General features: G+C 62.6%; 12 protein-coding genes. 7 read left to right on the top strand and 5 right to left on the bottom strand.

Going from position 1 to position 16205, the window contains the following annotated elements; all coding sequences use genetic code 11:
- The first annotated feature begins 186 nt into the window (after positions 1-186).
- The 4 genes from NT26_RS11435 to NT26_RS11420 all read left to right on the top strand — a co-directional run bounded on the left by NT26_RS11435 (position 187) and on the right by NT26_RS11420 (position 3423).
- The gene (locus NT26_RS11435; protein WP_052638941.1) at positions 187-777 is read left to right on the top strand and encodes a thymidine kinase; all 591 of its coding nucleotides are present in this window, start codon (positions 187-189) and stop codon (positions 775-777) included.
- Between the two features lie 79 nt (positions 778-856).
- Positions 857-1309 (top strand): pseudoazurin, encoded by a 453-nt coding sequence (locus tag NT26_RS11430; RefSeq protein WP_052638940.1) that lies wholly within the window; start codon positions 857-859, stop codon positions 1307-1309.
- Positions 1310-1352: 43 nt separating this feature from the next.
- The gene (locus NT26_RS11425) at positions 1353-2288 is read left to right on the top strand and encodes a hypothetical protein (RefSeq protein WP_077546780.1); all 936 of its coding nucleotides are present in this window, start codon (positions 1353-1355) and stop codon (positions 2286-2288) included.
- On the top strand, positions 2281-3423 hold the full coding sequence (locus tag NT26_RS11420) for a DUF2333 family protein (protein WP_052638938.1): 1143 nt from the start codon (positions 2281-2283) through the stop codon (positions 3421-3423). The genes NT26_RS11425 and NT26_RS11420 overlap by 8 nt, the downstream gene beginning before the upstream one ends.
- Before the next feature lie 71 nt (positions 3424-3494).
- Here the strand turns inward: NT26_RS11420 and NT26_RS11415 are convergent, their stop codons facing one another.
- Positions 3495-4220 (bottom strand): helix-turn-helix transcriptional regulator, encoded by a 726-nt coding sequence (locus NT26_RS11415; RefSeq protein ID WP_413037858.1) that lies wholly within the window; start codon positions 4218-4220, stop codon positions 3495-3497.
- Positions 4221-4562: 342 nt separating this feature from the next.
- Between NT26_RS11415 and NT26_RS11410 the strand changes: the two genes are divergently transcribed.
- Positions 4563-6794: a TonB-dependent hemoglobin/transferrin/lactoferrin family receptor gene (locus NT26_RS11410; protein WP_052638936.1), complete on the top strand. Its 2232-nt coding sequence runs from the start codon at positions 4563-4565 to the stop codon at positions 6792-6794.
- Positions 6795-6835: 41 nt separating this feature from the next.
- Here the strand turns inward: NT26_RS11410 and NT26_RS11405 are convergent, their stop codons facing one another.
- Positions 6836-8548, bottom strand: coding sequence for a DUF2235 domain-containing protein (locus tag NT26_RS11405; protein WP_244467605.1), 1713 nt, complete (start codon positions 8546-8548; stop codon positions 6836-6838).
- Positions 8549-8577: 29 nt separating this feature from the next.
- On the opposite strand from NT26_RS11405, the gene NT26_RS11400 reads away from it, so the two are divergent.
- The gene (locus tag NT26_RS11400; RefSeq protein ID WP_052638934.1) at positions 8578-10272 is read left to right on the top strand and encodes a formate--tetrahydrofolate ligase; all 1695 of its coding nucleotides are present in this window, start codon (positions 8578-8580) and stop codon (positions 10270-10272) included.
- 71 nt (positions 10273-10343) lie between these two features.
- Here the strand turns inward: NT26_RS11400 and chrA are convergent, their stop codons facing one another.
- The 3 genes from chrA to NT26_RS11385 form a co-directional block, all read right to left on the bottom strand.
- Complete coding sequence (gene chrA / locus NT26_RS11395; RefSeq protein WP_052638933.1) at positions 10344-11738, bottom strand: chromate efflux transporter; 1395 nt, start codon at positions 11736-11738, stop codon at positions 10344-10346.
- The gene (locus tag NT26_RS11390; RefSeq protein ID WP_052638932.1) at positions 11735-12556 is read right to left on the bottom strand and encodes a chromate resistance protein ChrB domain-containing protein; all 822 of its coding nucleotides are present in this window, start codon (positions 12554-12556) and stop codon (positions 11735-11737) included. Before NT26_RS11390 ends, chrA begins: the two co-directional genes overlap by 4 nt.
- A gap of 194 nt (positions 12557-12750) precedes the next feature.
- Positions 12751-13752: an extensin-like domain-containing protein gene (locus NT26_RS11385; protein WP_052638931.1), complete on the bottom strand. Its 1002-nt coding sequence runs from the start codon at positions 13750-13752 to the stop codon at positions 12751-12753.
- 262 nt (positions 13753-14014) lie between these two features.
- On the opposite strand from NT26_RS11385, the gene NT26_RS11380 reads away from it, so the two are divergent.
- Positions 14015-16204, top strand: coding sequence for an anthranilate synthase (locus tag NT26_RS11380; protein WP_052638930.1), 2190 nt, complete (start codon positions 14015-14017; stop codon positions 16202-16204).
- Position 16205 lies beyond the last annotated feature (1 nt).

The raw sequence follows: 16205 nt of genomic DNA, 5'->3' as shown, positions 1-16205 counted from the left end.
GCGCTCCCTGTCTTTGTTCCCGGCCATTTATAAGTATATGGGAAGTCGAGGCAAGCTGGCCCGCCGGGATCGTCCTCTCCGGAGCAAGCAGATACTGCTCGTCGCGCCCTCCCTCCCTACGGTTTTCTGTGGTTTCAGCTTTCTGTGGACTTTTCCCGCACGCCGATGCGGAGGAGAAGAGCAGGCATGGCAAAACTCTATTTTCACTATGCGTCGATGAACGCCGGCAAGTCCACGCTGCTCCTGCAGGCTTCCTATAACTACCAGGAGCGGGGGATGCGGACGCTGATCCTCACCGCTGCGCTCGACAGCCGAGCCGGCGTCGGGCGCGTCGCCTCGCGCATCGGGCTTGGTGCCGATGCCATTCCCTTCGAGGCGGCCGACGACCTGTTCGCACTGGTCGAGCGCATGCACGGCGAGGAGACCGTCGCCTGTGTGTTCATCGACGAAGCGCAGTTCCTGGCGCCGGAGCAGGTGTGGCAGTTGGCGCGGGTCTCGGACCGGCTCGGCATTCCGGTCATGGCCTATGGGCTGCGGACGGACTTCCAGGGCAAGCTCTTCCCCGGATCGCAGGAACTGCTGGCGATCGCTGACGAATTGCGGGAGGTCCGCACGATCTGTTTCTGCGGCCGCAAGGCGACGATGGTGGCGCGGCTGGACGAAGAAGGTCAGGTCGTTCGCGAGGGGGCCCAAGTCGACGTAGGCGGCAACGAGAAATACGTCTCCTTCTGCCGGCGGCACTGGGAAGAGAAAATCCGCTACGGTGAAGATACTTGATCTTCGTCAAAGAGGGAGGGGGCGGATCACCCTATTAAGGTCCTCGACGCCTCCCAAGGCTCACTTCAGGAGATTGAAAATGTTCAAGACTGCAAAGACCGCCTTCGTCCTCGCCACCAGCCTCGCCATCTTGTCGTTCCCGGCGCTCGGTGCGGAGATCGAAGTGAAGATGCTCAACAAGGGCAGCGACGGTCAGGCAATGGTATTCGAGCCCGCCGCCATCAAGGCAGCGCCCGGAGACACGATCAAGTTCGTTCCTACCGACAAGGGGCATGATGCCGCCGCGATGAAGGGGATGATCCCGGACGGCGCCGAAGAGTTCAAGGGCAAGATGAACCAGGAGTTCTCCGTCACGCTCGACAAGGAAGGCGCCTATGTCGTGAAGTGCACGCCGCACCTCGGCATGGGCATGGTTGCGGTGGTTGTCGTCGGTGACGGCGCTCCGGCCAACCTCGACGCCGTGAAGACCGGCAAGCTGCCTAAGAAGGCCCGCGAGCGCGTCGACGCCGCTATTGCGGAACTCGGCCTCTGACAAGAGCCTGCCGCTTTACATCGGGCCACCATGGTATAAGTCCATGGTGGCCTTTTTTTATGGATTTGCGGTGGACGGAATGGGAAGGGCGGATCGCAGCCGAAGCGAGCTGGAGGCACTCCAGTCAGAGCTGGCTGAACTGGAGGGGGTGATCGCGCAGGCGGCTCAGGCCGTCTCAACGATCGCGCGCGCCAGAGCGATTCCGGCATTGGACGACCCGCTGCCTGGTTCTGCGGGAACGCTGGCAGACGGATGGTCTTCGACCGGCCCTCGCATCGCTGCGAAGCTCAGCGCACTCTCTACCCGCATAGACGCCGCCATGGCGCCGCTGGAAGACGAGCCGCAGCGTACACTCAAGGAGCGTGTGTGGATCGCGCTCGTTTCCCTGTTTTCTCTCCGCTGGACCAGACCTGCGAAAGTGCCGGCGGACGAATTGAGCACGGTACTTGCCGATCTCGATGTCCTGCAGTCGCTGCTCATCACCTACCGGGAGCGGCTCGTTGCGGTGAGGCATTCGGTGGAGGCGGATCTGATCGACCTCAGCGGACACCGGGCGATGCTGGCGGACAGGCTGGCGGAGCATGGGGCGGCGCAGGGTGAGCCTATCACCGGGACGGCGGTCGAGGTGGAAACCCGGTTGCAGTCCATCCAGGACCTGACCATCGAACTCAACCGCCAGGTCAATGACGCCAATATCCTGCTCAACAAGCTGGCGATCGAAGCGGAACGCGCGATCCTCCTGAAGGACGTGCTTTCGCCGGACAATCCGGAACTGCTGGTCCGGCAGGAATGGCCGGTCTTGCCACACCTGGCGCCGCTGATGGGCCTTCGCGAGAAGGACATGCTTTCCAGCGTCGAGATCGACCGACGAAAGCAGAAGATCGATGCTCGTTTTAGCGAGCGATTTGCGATGAACAGGAGCCCGGCGGAGCGAGCCGGGCACGGCAGGCCCCTGGAGCCGGAGGTACACCATGCTTGACCCGATCGTGCGTTTTTTCCAGCGTGCCTTTGCGGCGCTCGGCCGTGGTATCGGCCTGCTGGTCGCCTGGCTGGTCTGGCCCTTCATGGCCGCTCACGGCTGGTATTCCGGTCGCAGCTGGATCATCAAGGGCCCGCTTCTGGCGCTGCTGGTCCTGTTCGTCGGGCTCTATGGCTATTTCTTCTGGCAGACCCAGGTGTGGAGCAGGTTCGATCCGGATTTCGTCGAGGAATACCGGCTGACCGAACGTACCGTGCCGGCCGGGCAGGAGATCCCCGCTCCGACGCCGGCGGCGACGGATGCACCGTCGGCCGGCGGGGCGCAGTGCCAGTCGTCCGCCATCGTGGACGTCGTCGCCGACCTGACCGACGTCAACGTCAACCAGAATGCATGGATTTCTTCCATGCTGCTCTACCGGCTGGGCCTGTTCGGGATCGACTGGGACCATACGCCATTTCTCGACAACAAGGCGTCATTCCAGCGCGGCGTGAACCAGGCGGTGCGGCGGACCTCGGTCGAGCTCGTCGACACGCTGGCGCGCGTGCGCGGCACCTCCGGCATCAACAACGACCTGCAGGACGCCCGCAACAACCTGCAGTTCGACGAGTATTCCTGGTATTTCGGGCTCAGCCCGTTCGGACCGAAGACGCCGACGCCGAGCTACTACCGGGCGGCGATCGACAGTTTCCGCAAGTTCAACACCGACCTTGCCGCCTGCCGCTCCACCTTCGACAGCCGTGCCGACAATCTGGTGCAGTTTGTCGACCGGATTGCCAATGATCTCGGCAGCACATCAGCAATCCTGCGCGAGCGCTCGGAGAACTACAACGGCGGCTGGTTCGACACGCGCGCGGACGATCGGTACTGGTTCGCCTATGGCCAGCTCTACGGTTACTATGCCGTCCTGTCCGCAGCGGGCGCCGACTTCTCGCAGGTGATCCGCGAGCGCAATCTCGCGCCGCTATGGGCCGAGACGCTTTCGCAGTTCCGGTCGGCGCTACGCATCCAGCCGGCAATCATCTCCAACGGCCGCGAGGACGGCTGGATCATGCCAACGCATCTGGCGACCATGGGCTTCTATATCCTGCGGGTGCGCTCCAACCTGGTGGAAGTGCGATCGGTGCTCGACCGCTAAGACGCTTTGTCTTTTCGCACTTCCCTACGCAAAACCGCTTCACACTTTTGCTGGAAATGCTCTCGGGCAGGTCAGGGGATCAGGCCGAGGCGGATCGCCTTGGCGACGAGCTGCGTGCGGTTGACGCAGTCGAGCTTCTTGATGGCGTTCGTCAGGTGCGCGTTGATCGTATGATCGGAGAGCGAGAGGATGCGACCGATCTCGACCGAGGTCTTGCCCTGTGCCGTCCAGCGCACGACTTCCAGTTCGCGCATGGAAAGAGGGCGGGGGATGGCGATCTCCTCGGTGCGCCGGATCCTGTCGAACACCTCGAATGCATGCAGGGAGATCACGGCGAATTCGTTGATCTCGGACTGGCGCAGGGATGGCCGCTTGCCGTCAAAGCGGAGCAGGAAGCGGGCGCCGTCGAAGCTATGGAGGGGCATGACGACTGTCGTGAACAGGCTGAAGCGGCGCATCAGCCGGGTGATCGGCGCCGGCACGATTCCATCCCGCTCGAGACCTCCCAATGTCCAGGCCTGGGGCAGCATGGTGTCGAACAGCGTCGGCATGACCGGACAGGCGACGAGGAAGCGATTGCGATCGAACTGGCGCACGAAGTCTTCCGGCAGGGTCGTCTGGATGATCAGCCGTGACATGTATTCGTCGTCGTCACCCGGCTTCGCCATCAGGGTGACATGGGCGAAACCGAAGGCTTCAGCCGCATCCTCCATGGCGGTGAGGACTTCGGAGCGCGTAGCGGCCGCGGCAATCGCGCTGCTGAGCGCTACCTGTCTCTCGACTGCTGCTGAGGGCACTGCCATGGTCCGTGAGGTAGGTTCCAATACCGCTGACATATCAGGGCGCCCCTTCCACCCGTTTACGATAGTTCGTCAGATTTTAGCTACTTAGCGGGTCTGTATGCATCTGGCAATCTGACTTTGGTTCAGGGGATACACCCGACATCCCGCCAGCGACCTAACATCAAACATGACAAACTTCATCCACTTTTTATCTTGACTCCATAAATCATGTTTTTTAGATGGCGAAGTCACGGCAGAGCCTGCCGCCCGCCATTGTGATCGTCAAACCGGACCGCTTCCACCAGCGGCGTGCCTTTGCGCGCCGATGATGGTGCGTGCCCGCCACAGGGGAACAAGATGAATATCCGCGCCACCCAATTCTTCCTTCTTACCTGCACCGCCATCGCGGCACTGTCGCCTCTACCTGCAATGGCGCAGGACGCCCCGGCAGATGCGACGGCGCTCCAGACGATCGTGCTGAAGGGCAAGCGGGTGAAGGCCGGCGATATCGTCAACACCCCGCTGGCCTCGCAGACGACAGAGGAAGAGATCGACAAGAAGCAGGTCCAGAGCATCGAGGATCTGGGGCGGAGCCTGGAGCCAGGCGTGAACTACAGCCGGGGAACCACGAATTCCCTCAATATTCGCGGACTTGAAGGCAACCGCGTCGCCACCGTCATCGACGGCGTGCCGCTGACCTATCTTCAGGACACGGCCCGCAGCACTGCCGGCGGGGCCGAGAGCTTCGACTTCTTCGCGCTGACATCGGTCGATGTCGTGCGCGGAGCCGATTCCAGCCGAATCGGCGATGGCGGACTTGGCGGAGCCCTTGTGCTGCGAACGCTCGAGCCGGAGGACCTGATCGGCGAAGGTCGCGACTGGGGCGGCAAGGTCGGGACCGGTTACGACAGCATGGACAACAGCTGGTACGGCGGTGCCGCGGTGGCCAAGCGGGTGGAAAACACCTCGGCCTTGTTCCTCGGCTCGTACAAAACGGGCCATGAGCGGGACAACAAGGGGGATGTCGGCGGCTATGGCGCAACGCGCACCGAGCCCAATCCGGCGGACTACGACCAGCACAACCTCCTGTTCAAGCTGAGGCAGGACACCGAGTTGGGCCATGTCTTCGGCCTGACGGCAGAGCGGTTCCGGTTCGAGAAGGATACCGATCTTCGCCGGGACCAGACGCTGACGGGCAATTATCGGCCGGGCAACCATTCCAACGGGCAGCTCAACGAACGCGACCGCGTTTCGCTGGATTACTTCTACGAGGCTCCGGGTGCCGATGGCCTTGTCGACGCGGCGGAGGCCACGCTCTACTGGCAGCGGCAATTGCGCCAGGACAGCCAGGATTCCATCCGCTGGACGAGTGTGCCGGGTGTTTACAAGCGCTGGAACGACATCGAGGAGAGCGGTTTCGGCTTCAACGGCTTCTTCGACAGCGGCTTCGAGACGGGTGGCGTCAGCCATGTGCTGACCTTCGGCACAGACATCTTTATTTCGCAGGCGGAGCAGTATTCGGCAGGCATCGATTCATGCCCGGCATCACCACCCTATACCGGCGTCTACGGGGCCTGCGGCAACCTGCATACCAACCAGGCGGACATGCCCGATGTCGACAGCAAGCGAATGAGCTTCTACGTGCAGGACCGCATGAGCTTCGGCGACAGCGGCTTCACGCTCACCCCCGCTCTCCGCTACGACTGGTTCGACCATGATCCGCAGGAGACCGCGGCCTATCTCGGCAACGCGATGAAGCCGGACACTCCCCCCGGCTCCAGCGGCGACGCATGGTCTCCGAAGCTCCTGGCGGAGTATGAACTGTCCGACACGTTCACGCTCTTCAGCCAGTGGGCCATGGGCTTCCGTTCGCCGACTGCGAACGAGCTCTACATGACATTCGGTGCGCCGGGCACCTATCTGCGGACGGGTAATCCTGATCTCGAGCCGGAAACCAGCAACGGCTTCGATGTCGGCGCGCGCTTCGGGGACAGCGACTTCGGCGGCAGCCTGACGTTCTTCTATACCCGCTACAAGAACTTCATTGAAAACCGCAACCTGACGGCGGCGGAGCAGATTGCCCGCGGGATCGATCCGAGCGCCGGCTACATGTTCGTCCAGACGCCGGTCAACGTCTCGCGCGCCGAGATCTACGGCATCGAGCTTGCCGCTCACAAGCGTTTCGACAACGGCTTCAACATGCGTGCCGGCCTTGCCTATGCGCGGGGCACGAACCTCGAGACCGATCAGTTGCTGGCGTCCGTGCCGCCCTTGAAGGGGATCATCGGCGTCGGCTATGAGACCGAGGCCTGGGGCGTCGACCTGTTATGGACAGGCGTCGAGGGCGTTGACGACCAATCCGCCGCCAGCTTCAAGGCGCCGGGCTACGGAATCTTCGATCTAACCGGATGGTGGGAGCCGGAACAGGTAAAGGGCCTTCGCATCCAGGCGGGCGTCTACAACCTCTTCGACCGGACCTACTACGACGCCCTGAACACGAAGGATTACACGACAATCACGGCGGCCAACAAGGAGTACTATTCGGAGCCGGGGCGGACGTTCAGGATCTCGCTGACGCAGCGGTTCTGAGGGATCGCGCGGGACGCGGGCGACGCAGTGAACAGCGCCGCCTATTTCGTTCCTGAACTGGCCCCGTCTGCCGGGGCGCCGGCCGAAACAGTCAACCGGACGCTGCCATGGTTGTTGTTGTAGCACTGCCAGGCGTCATTGGCGAAGCAGTAGAGATAGCCGTCCTCGGTCGGGGTGAAATGCCTTTCGCTGCCGATCAGGAAAGTCTCGTGGGGAAATGGCGGTATGCGCGACCCAGCATGACGCGCCGGCTTTTGATCATTCGCAACCAATCCGACCAGCGAAAACCACGGGAGGTCCTCATGTCGGCGGCTGCCAGGCGCATCCATTCTGTGGTTGCCGATCAAGGCGCGGAAACCTCGTTCGACCAGACCGATCAAGGTGCCAAGGAGATGAGCGAGCCTTCCCAAGGGATATATCCCAAGGCCGACGCCGTCTGGACCCGCCCGCACGCTCTTGTCCAGCCACTCCCCTTCCGCGCTTAGCTTGTATGTCGTTCCTGCTCGGAGGTAGATGCCGGTCCAGTTCCAGTGCGGCTTGGCATAGACACGCACCCTGCAGGAGCCGGGTGCCCGCCCGTCCCAGTTGAGCGTGCGATACTCGCCTTGAAGCAGAGGCGGGTCATCCCGCCGCGCAAGGACACTCTCATGCACCAGAGTGCCCTTGTTGTCGGCAGAAAGCAGCGGAAATGATCTTGGACGGGTCTTCAGTCGACGGAAAAAGCCGGAGACCGAATTGTGCAGCACGCCGTGGTGGTGCGGGTTGATCTGCGTGTCCAGATCCGGGCGAAACTCCAAGCCTTCCTCTCTCGCTTCATCGATCATCCATTTCAGCGCAATGTCAGACAGTCCGGCATGGGCATAGCCGCCACCGACGTCGCCGTGGGCACCGGCGAACCAAACCTGCTTCAAGTCGGCCTGCTGCCCAGGCTCCAAGGTCCATAGCGTGGGAATGAAATTCTGACGCATTTCATCAATCGCCAACGCGTGGCACGCTGTCGCTACGATCGTGCTTAGTCCGGCGTCGTGAAATTCGTGTCTGCCGCGGAAATCGAGGAGGTTGAGTATTCCGAGGTCATCAGGGATGCCAAGTGAGCCCACCGTATCCCATACGCCAATGAACCGGATGGGCGTCTTCTTCGCTCCGGGCTCGCCGAGGTTCGCATTGTGGAAGTAGAGCCTGTCGCTTGAAACAGGGGGTTGTTCCGGCTTCATTCGATAGATGTCGAATACCTCGTCCACGGCGTCCCAAATTCTGCGGGCGTCGTCGTCATAGGTCGAGAGGTCCAGCAGGCCGCATCGAGAGATCATGCCTCCAAGACTGCGGGCGGTATAGGCGCCCCGGCTGAAGCCAAACAGCCAGATCTTGTCGCCAGGCTGATAGGTGCCTGCCAGCCAGCAATAGGCGTTTTTGATATTCCGGTTCAGCCCCTTTCCGGTGCTGCCGCCCAAGATTCGATCGCGCCAGTTGCCTTCGCTGCCGACGCCTGGATGGTAGTAGGACTTCTGTGGCGCACCCTCCGCATCGTTAGGTGCCAGGGCATTGTAGAGCTTCACCACGTTGGTGGGGCTCGGAACGCCGTTTTCAAGATCATTGGGTGTATTCCAGGTGCCGTCGCAGCAAACGATGATGTTCATCGATATCCCTCCAGGGCCGCTGGACAAGACTAAATGCATCCATAGGTAACAATCAAGGGCAAATACACCAGGAAGTAGAACTCGGACTTGCATACGACTACAAGGGGAGCTTGCCATGCTGCAGGCTCTGTGGCCAATTCGGCGAGATGCCACGGGGAACGAGATTGGCAATGCAGTCTGACATCGAAATCGCGCGGGTGGCGCGGAAGAAGCCGGTCCTGGAGGTGGGGGCGGTACTTGGAATCCCGCCGGAGGAGCTGGCGCCCTACGGGCACGACAAGGCGAAGATCGGGCCCGGCTTCATCCGCTCGCTGGGCGAGCGGCCGGATGGCAGGCTAATCCTCGTCACGGCCATCAATCCCACACCGGCCGGGGAGGGCAAGACGACCACCACGGTCGGTCTCGTCGACGGGCTCAACCGCATCGGCCGCAGGGCGGTGGTGTGCATCCGCGAGCCCTCGCTCGGTCCGTCCTTCGGCATGAAGGGTGGTGCCGCCGGCGGTGGCCACGCACAGGTGATCCCGATGGAGGAGATCAACCTCCACTTCACCGGCGACTTCCACGCCATCACCTCCGCGCACAACCTGCTCGCGGCGATGATCGACAACCATGTCTACTGGGGCAATGCGCTCGACATCGACGTGCGGCGGATCACCTGGCGGCGGGCGATGGACATGAACGACCGGTCGCTGCGCCAGATGGTGGGCGCGCTGGGCGGCGTGGCAAACGGCTTTCCTCGCGAATGCGGCTTCGACATCACCGTCGCCTCTGAGGTGATGGCGATCCTCTGCCTGGCGGAGGATTTCGACGACCTGGAGCGGCGGCTGGGATCGATCATCGTCGCCTACCGCCGTGACAAGACGCCGGTCTTCGCGCGCGACCTGAAGGCGGACGGGGCGATGGCGGTGCTGCTCAAGGACGCCATGCAGCCGAACCTCGTGCAGACGCTGGAGAACAACCCCGCCTTCGTGCATGGCGGGCCCTTCGCCAACATCGCCCATGGCTGCAATTCGGTGATCGCCACCAAGACGGCGCTGAAGCTTGCCGACTATGTGGTGACGGAAGCGGGTTTCGGCGCCGATCTCGGGGCCGAGAAATTCTTCGACATCAAGTGCCGCAAGGCGGGGCTGACGCCCTCGGCCGCCGTGATCGTCGCGACGGTCCGGGCGCTGAAGATGAACGGAGGGGTGAAGAAGGAGGATCTAGGCCGGGAGGATGTTGGCGCACTGACGCGGGGCTGCGCCAATCTCGGCCGTCACATCGCCAATGTCCGCCGCTTCGGGGTGCCGGTGGTGGTGGCGATCAACCACTTCACCTCCGACACGAAAGCGGAGATTGCCGCAGTGAAGGACTACGCCTCCCGCCACGGCGTCGATGCCATCCTCTGCCGCCACTGGGCCGAGGGCGGCGCCGGGATCGAGGAACTGGCGCAGCGCGTGGCGGAAATGGCCGATGGCGGGCAGGCGGACTTCCGGCCTCTCTATCCGGACGATATGCCGCTGATGGAGAAGATCGAGACGGTCGCCTCGAAGATCTACCATGCCGGCGAGGTGACGGCCGACAAGGCGGTGCGCGACCAGCTGAAGGCATGGGAAGAGCAGGGTTACGGCGGCCTGCCGGTCTGCATGGCCAAGACGCAGTACTCCTTCTCCACCGATCCTAACCTGCGCGGTGCCCCGGAGGGGCATGTCGTGCATGTGCGCGAGGTGCGGCTTGCTGCCGGCGCCGGCTTTGTCGTCGCCATCACCGGCGAGATCATGACAATGCCGGGTTTGCCGAGTTCACCCTCGGCGGAACGGATTTTCCTGAATCAGGACGGGCACATAGAGGGGCTTTTTTGAACGGGATTTTATCTGGCGCGGTGGCTGCCGGCGGCCGAAGGCGGACATTCACCAGATGCTCCGAATGACGGCTAGGTGAGCACCTTCCACGCGATCCCCAGCACAGCAGAGGCGAAAAGAACGGCGATGACCGACTGTTTCAGGCGAAACAGTGCGAGTGCTGCCAGCAGGGTCAAGACGAGCGATGGCCAGTCGACCGAATGTAGGATCGGAACGTCCCAATTTAGCGGTCCGATGGTGAGCGTGGTGGTATCGCGGAACAGCACGTGCAGGCCGAACCACACCGCGAGGTTGAGGATCACGCCGACGACGGCTGCCGTGATTGCAGCCATGGCTCCGCTGAGTGCCGCATTACCCCTCATCCTTTCCATGAAGGGTGCACCGGCGAAAATCCACAGGAAGCTCGGAATGAAGGTGACCCAGGTCGTGAGCACGGCCGCCAGCGTCGCAGCGGCAAGCGGGTTGATGCTTCCGGGGTCGCGATAGCCTGCGAGGAAGCCGACGAACTGCGTGACCATGATCAAGGGACCTGGCGTCGTTTCCGCCATTCCCAGGCCATCGAGCATTTCGCCCGGCCATAACCAACCAAACCCTTGGACGGCTTGCTGCGCCACATAGGCCAGAACTGCATAGGCACCGCCGAAAGTGACGACTGCCATCTGACTGAAGAAGATACCAATCTGCGTGAAGACGCTATGCTGACCCAAGGCCAGCAGCAATGCAGCAACCGGAAGAAGCCATAGTGCCGCTAGGACCCCTGACGTCTTCAGCGACCATGCAAGGTTCGGCGCAGCGTGAGGTGGGATTTCTTCGCCCAGAAGAGAGTCCCGATCCTCCAGTACCTTGTCGCTACCTGCCTTGTGTCCGCCGCCGACGCGAAATGCAGATGCACCCGTGCGTCCGCCAATGTAGCCGATGACACCAGCGGCGATGATGATGACCGGAAAAGGCACGTGCAGGAAAAAGATCGCAACGAAGGCGGCAGCAGCCAAGCCGACCATCAGGCCGTTCCTGAGCGCCCGGCTTCCGATCCTGAACACTGCCTGGACCACGACCGCCAGCACTGCGCACTTCAGGCCGAAGAACATGCCCTCGACGACAGTGACATTCCCGAACAAGACGTAGATGTAGCTGAGTGCTAGGATAGAAAGAAAGCCAGGCAGCACGAACAGGAGGCCCGCGATCATACCCCCCAAGGTCCTGTTGAGGAGCCAGCCGATATAGATCGCAAGCTGATGGGCCTCGGGGCCGGGTAGCAGCATGCAGTAGTTCAGAGCATGAAGGAAGCGATGCTCGCCAATCCATCGTTTCTCGTCGACGATAATCCGGTGCATCACCGCAATCTGTCCTGCGGGTCCCCCGAAGCTCAACGCTGCTACCCGAGCCCAAACTTTCACCGCTTCGGAGAGGGGAACAATGTCATCATCAACCACGCTAGGATCTGCTGCCTTCCCGAGGTCTGTCATGACCGCCACCCCTTCTTAGGGTTCGGCCAGTTGTGGCTCTCGCCCGTGGCGTCGCGGCACCAACGGTAGAAGGCGTCGTAGAGGGTCAGGCCTGTCTCCAACTGTTCCAGGTCATCATTGAACATGCGCGACAATCCGAGAGATGCGGCCAGCAGACCAGCGACCTCCGGAGCAAGCTCCGGTCGAGCGGTATCGGCGCCGCGCACGATCCTGGCCAGATGAAGCAGGGGTGCCGATGTCAGGCAGAACTCCTCGACCATCACGTCGAATGTGCACAGCTCGCCGCGATGGCTCCAGAAGACATCCTCGATGTCGAAGGGTGTCGCCGCAAACCGATCTCCGACAAGTGCTACTTCGCTCGCCGGGACAAACAGGAAGATGGCGGACGGATCGATGAAGCGGCGGATAAGCCAGGGACAAGCGATGCGGTCGATCTTGGGTCGTGCGCGGGTCACCCAGACCGTACGCCCATTGGCGTCTCGGACAGGAAGCTTCCCTTCAGGCACGAGTAGCCCTTCGGTGTCACGCCAGGCTTCGAAGCCACCTTCCAGCACTTCCGCCTGCTTGCCCATGGCACGCAGGTGAGCGGCAACTCCGTGGCCGAGCTTCTGTCCTCTCTGGCAGAAGATGATGGCCGACTCGGCGATGCCAGGACCCCATTCGATAACACGGCGGAAGTCCCGTCGGATGGAGCCGGGGATCAGCCGTGGATCTCTGCCGAAGTCCTCGTCGTTGCGCACGTCGATGAGAGGTGGGAGATTGGGGGTCCCAATGATACGAGCCAGTTTGTCAGGTGTGATTTCCAGGTATGACGGCATAGCGCGTCCCTCCGTTTGCTCGGGTTTTAAGGACGCGATTCTTCAGCCGTGGCCTCGTGGGGTGATCGCAAGCCCCATGAGAGGGATTTTGCTCCAGCCGCCCGAGTTGTCAAGCGCCTAACGGAGCCGGCCTCTGCCGACGTCGATGGTAGCCGCCGAGGGCGCAGATCCCCGTTCCGTGCCCGTTGCTCCCATCACCTACAATACCGGTACCCGCTGTCTCGCTCTAGCACGTCGAGATGCAGGTGGTCCTGGTGGGCGGCGTCGCTGCCGGGGGCAAGGACGGTCGAAAAATGCAGGCAGGCGCCGGCTGAGACGGTGCGCTGGAAGGCGCCTTCCATCGTGCCGTCCTCGGCGCGCGGCTTCATGGTGATCTCCGTGCCGTCGTCCAGCCGGAAGGCGGCGATGTCGATGGCGTTGCCGCGGGCGTGCTCTGAAATCTTGCCCTCCGAGGCCCCATTGCGCAGCCGGCAGGCATAGGTGGAGCCCGTGGTGAGGCCGGTGATCTTCCGGTCGGGCAGGGCGATATTCAGCGCCGGATTGACCGTATCCTTCAGCCAGTGGCCGAGGGCGCGTGCGGTTTCGCAGCGCATCTGCGCGCCGCCGGTATCGACGCCGGGCAGCACCTCCGCCACCTCGAGCGGCTGGTCTATGCCGCAGCCTTCGCCGTCGTCGATACGGGTGGCCGTTTCATACTTCGTCCCCAAGGCCGCGAGATCGGCGAGGCAGGACTTCAGGTCCTCGGGGTCTTCCCTGGCGATCGGCGGTGGAGGAGGGGGCGGCGGCTCCTTTGGCTCCTTTGCCGGCTCTTGGGGCTCCTCTCCCTTCTGTTCCGTCTCTTTCTCTGGCCTTTCCGTGGCTGGTTCGGCCTCGGCCTCCTTACGGTCGGCGGTCGCGGGCGGGCTCTTTTCACCTGGGCCTTCTTCGGGTGGCGACCCAGCGGATTGGGTGTCTGAGGGTTCTTCCGGAGCTGGGGACGGTGCGGCAGGCGCTTGCTTCTCCGGCTTCGGTTCAGGCGTCGGAACCGCCGAGGCACCCGGCGGAGGTGACGCGGCCGGAGTTCCCGCTTCCGGCGACTTCTCCTGTCTGTCCTCCTCGGCTGCGGGCTTCGACGCCGGTACCGGACCGGTGCGCGGCAGGGCGGCGGCGGCCAGAAGGGGCATGGCCAGGAGGAGGACGAGGGCGGGACGCAGCATGGGGCAGGCTCCGTGGATCGGCCATAGCCAACGCTTGAAACCGGATTTGGTCTCACCCGTTAGAAATCCGCTTGCGGAGAAACGAGACCCGCTGTATTTCTTCGCGCATGATCAATTCGATGAACATCGGTAACTGGTGGTGGGCACGCTGACGCGGCCTTGACCAGTCATGTCCATCGACAAGACCCCAAAGCCGCTCGAGAACCGAGGCGGCTTTTTTTGTTGTCCGCGGTTTCGGGTGAGGGAAAACGGAGAGCAGGAAATGGTGACGATCATCCGGGACGACGGTTCGGAAACCTACGAGACCAAGGGCGGTATCGCCGTCAGCCGGACGCGCCGGCCGACGCCCTATGCGGATGCGGTCTCCGGCTATGTGGACAAGCTCGACGAGCGGCGGGGCGCCGTCTTCTCCTCCAACTACGAATATCCCGGCCGTTATACCCGCTGGGATACGGCAATCGTCGATCCGCCGCTTGGCATTTCCTCGCACGGCCGCAAGGTCTGGATCGAGGCCTATAACGAACGCGGCAAGGTGCTGCTCTCGTTCGTGGCGGAGAGGCTCGCAACTGTGGCAGACCTGACACTCGGTGCGCGAACTGCACGCCGGCTGGACCTGACGGTCAACGAGCCGTCCCGCGCATTTACGGAAGAAGAACGCTCCAAGATGCCGACAGTGTTCACCGTGCTGCGCGCGGTGGTGGACCTCTTTTATTCCGACGCGGATTCGGCGATCGGCCTGTTCGGCGCCTTCGGCTACGACCTCGCCTTCCAGTTCGACGCGATCAAGCTTTCCATGCAGCGTCCGGAAGACCAGCGCGACATGGTGCTGTTCCTGCCGGACGAGATCCTCGTCGTCGACCACCATGCGGCAAAAGCCTGGATCGACCGTTATGACTTTGCCAAGGACGGCGTGACCACTGCCGGCAAGTCAGGCGAGATTGCGCCGGAGCCGTTCCAGCGCACCACCGTGACGCCGCCGAAGGGCGACCACAAGCCCGGCGAATATGCGGAGCTGGTGGTGAAGGCGAAGGAGAGCTTCCGCCGCGGCGACCTGTTCGAAGTGGTGCCCGGACAGAAGTTCATGGAGCGCTGCGACAGCAAGCCTTCGGAGATCTCCAACCGGCTGAAGGCGATCAATCCGTCGCCCTATTCCTTCTTCATCAACCTCGGGCACCAGGAATATCTGGTGGGCGCCTCGCCGGAAATGTTCGTGAGGGTATCGGGCCGGCGGATCGAGACCTGCCCGATCTCTGGGACGATCCGACGTGGCGAGGATGCGATCGCCGATAGCGAGCAGATCCTCAAGCTGCTCAATTCCAAGAAGGATGAGTCGGAGCTGACGATGTGCTCCGACGTCGACCGCAACGACAAGTCGCGCGTCTGCGAGCCGGGCTCGGTGAAGGTCATCGGGCGGCGGCAGATCGAGATGTATTCGCGGCTGATCCACACCGTTGACCATATCGAGGGGCGGCTCCGCGAGGACATGGACGCCTTCGACGGTTTCCTCAGCCACGCCTGGGCCGTGACCGTGACCGGCGCGCCAAAGCTTTGGGCAATGCGCTTCATCGAGAACCACGAGAAGAGCCCACGCGCCTGGTATGGCGGGGCGATCGGCATGGTCGGCTTCAACGGCGACATGAATACGGGCCTGACGCTCCGGACCATCCGCATCAAGGATGGGATCGCCGAGGTGCGCGCTGGTGCGACGCTCCTGAACGACAGCGACCCGCATGAGGAAGAGGCAGAAACCGAACTGAAGGCATCGGCGATGATTTCGGCAATCCGTGACGCACGTGCAGGCAATGCGGGCAAGGTGGCGCGCGACGTGGCGCGGGTCGGGCAGGGAGTGAAGATCCTGCTCGTCGACCACGAGGACTCGTTCGTCCACACGCTCGCCAATTATTTCCGCCAGACCGGCGCGGAGGTCTCCACCGTCCGCACCCCTGTTCCGGAGGAGATTTTTGACCGAGTCGACCCGGATCTCGTCGTCCTGTCGCCGGGGCCGGGCAATCCGAAGGATTTTGACTGCAAGGCGACGATCAGGACCGCGCGCGCGAAGAACCTGCCGATCTTCGGCGTCTGCCTTGGTCTGCAGGCGCTGGCGGAAGCCTACGGTGGGGAACTGCGGCAACTCGCCGTGCCGATGCATGGCAAGCCGTCGCGCATCCGCGTTCTGGAGCCGGGGATCGTCTTCTCGGGACTCTCCAACGAGGTGACGGTTGGTCGCTACCATTCGATCTTCGCGGACCCGAGGACCTTGCCGAGTGATTTTACCATCACCGCCGAGAGCGAGGACGGCACGATCATGGGGATCGAGCACGTGAAGGAGCCGATCGCGGCAGTACAGTTTCACCCCGAATCGATCATGACGCTCGGCCAGGATGCCGGCATGCGCATGATCGAGAATGTCGTGGCGCATCTGTCGAGAAAGCGGAAGGTGCAGGCGGCCTAAA

It is taken from the genome of Pseudorhizobium banfieldiae (genome assembly GCF_000967425.1).
Taxonomy (GTDB): Bacteria; Pseudomonadota; Alphaproteobacteria; order Rhizobiales; family Rhizobiaceae; genus Neorhizobium; species Neorhizobium banfieldiae.
This window is presented reverse-complemented; position numbering and strand designations above follow the sequence as displayed.

Coding starts and splice junctions, on each gene's coding strand:
- NT26_RS11435 (WP_052638941.1), top strand. CDS start 187: ATGGCAAAACTCTATTTTCACTATGCGTCGATGAACGCCGGCAAGTCC.
- NT26_RS11430 (WP_052638940.1), top strand. CDS start 857: ATGTTCAAGACTGCAAAGACCGCCTTCGTCCTCGCCACCAGCCTCGCC.
- NT26_RS11425 (WP_077546780.1), top strand. CDS start 1,353: ATGGTGGCCTTTTTTTATGGATTTGCGGTGGACGGAATGGGAAGGGCG.
- NT26_RS11420 (WP_052638938.1), top strand. CDS start 2,281: ATGCTTGACCCGATCGTGCGTTTTTTCCAGCGTGCCTTTGCGGCGCTC.
- NT26_RS11410 (WP_052638936.1), top strand. CDS start 4,563: ATGAATATCCGCGCCACCCAATTCTTCCTTCTTACCTGCACCGCCATC.
- NT26_RS11405 (WP_244467605.1), bottom strand. CDS start 8,548: ATGGCAAGCTCCCCTTGTAGTCGTATGCAAGTCCGAGTTCTACTTCCT.
- NT26_RS11400 (WP_052638934.1), top strand. CDS start 8,578: ATGCCACGGGGAACGAGATTGGCAATGCAGTCTGACATCGAAATCGCG.
- chrA (WP_052638933.1), bottom strand. CDS start 11,738: ATGACAGACCTCGGGAAGGCAGCAGATCCTAGCGTGGTTGATGATGAC.
- NT26_RS11390 (WP_052638932.1), bottom strand. CDS start 12,556: ATGCCGTCATACCTGGAAATCACACCTGACAAACTGGCTCGTATCATT.
- NT26_RS11385 (WP_052638931.1), bottom strand. CDS start 13,752: ATGCTGCGTCCCGCCCTCGTCCTCCTCCTGGCCATGCCCCTTCTGGCC.
- NT26_RS11380 (WP_052638930.1), top strand. CDS start 14,015: ATGGTGACGATCATCCGGGACGACGGTTCGGAAACCTACGAGACCAAG.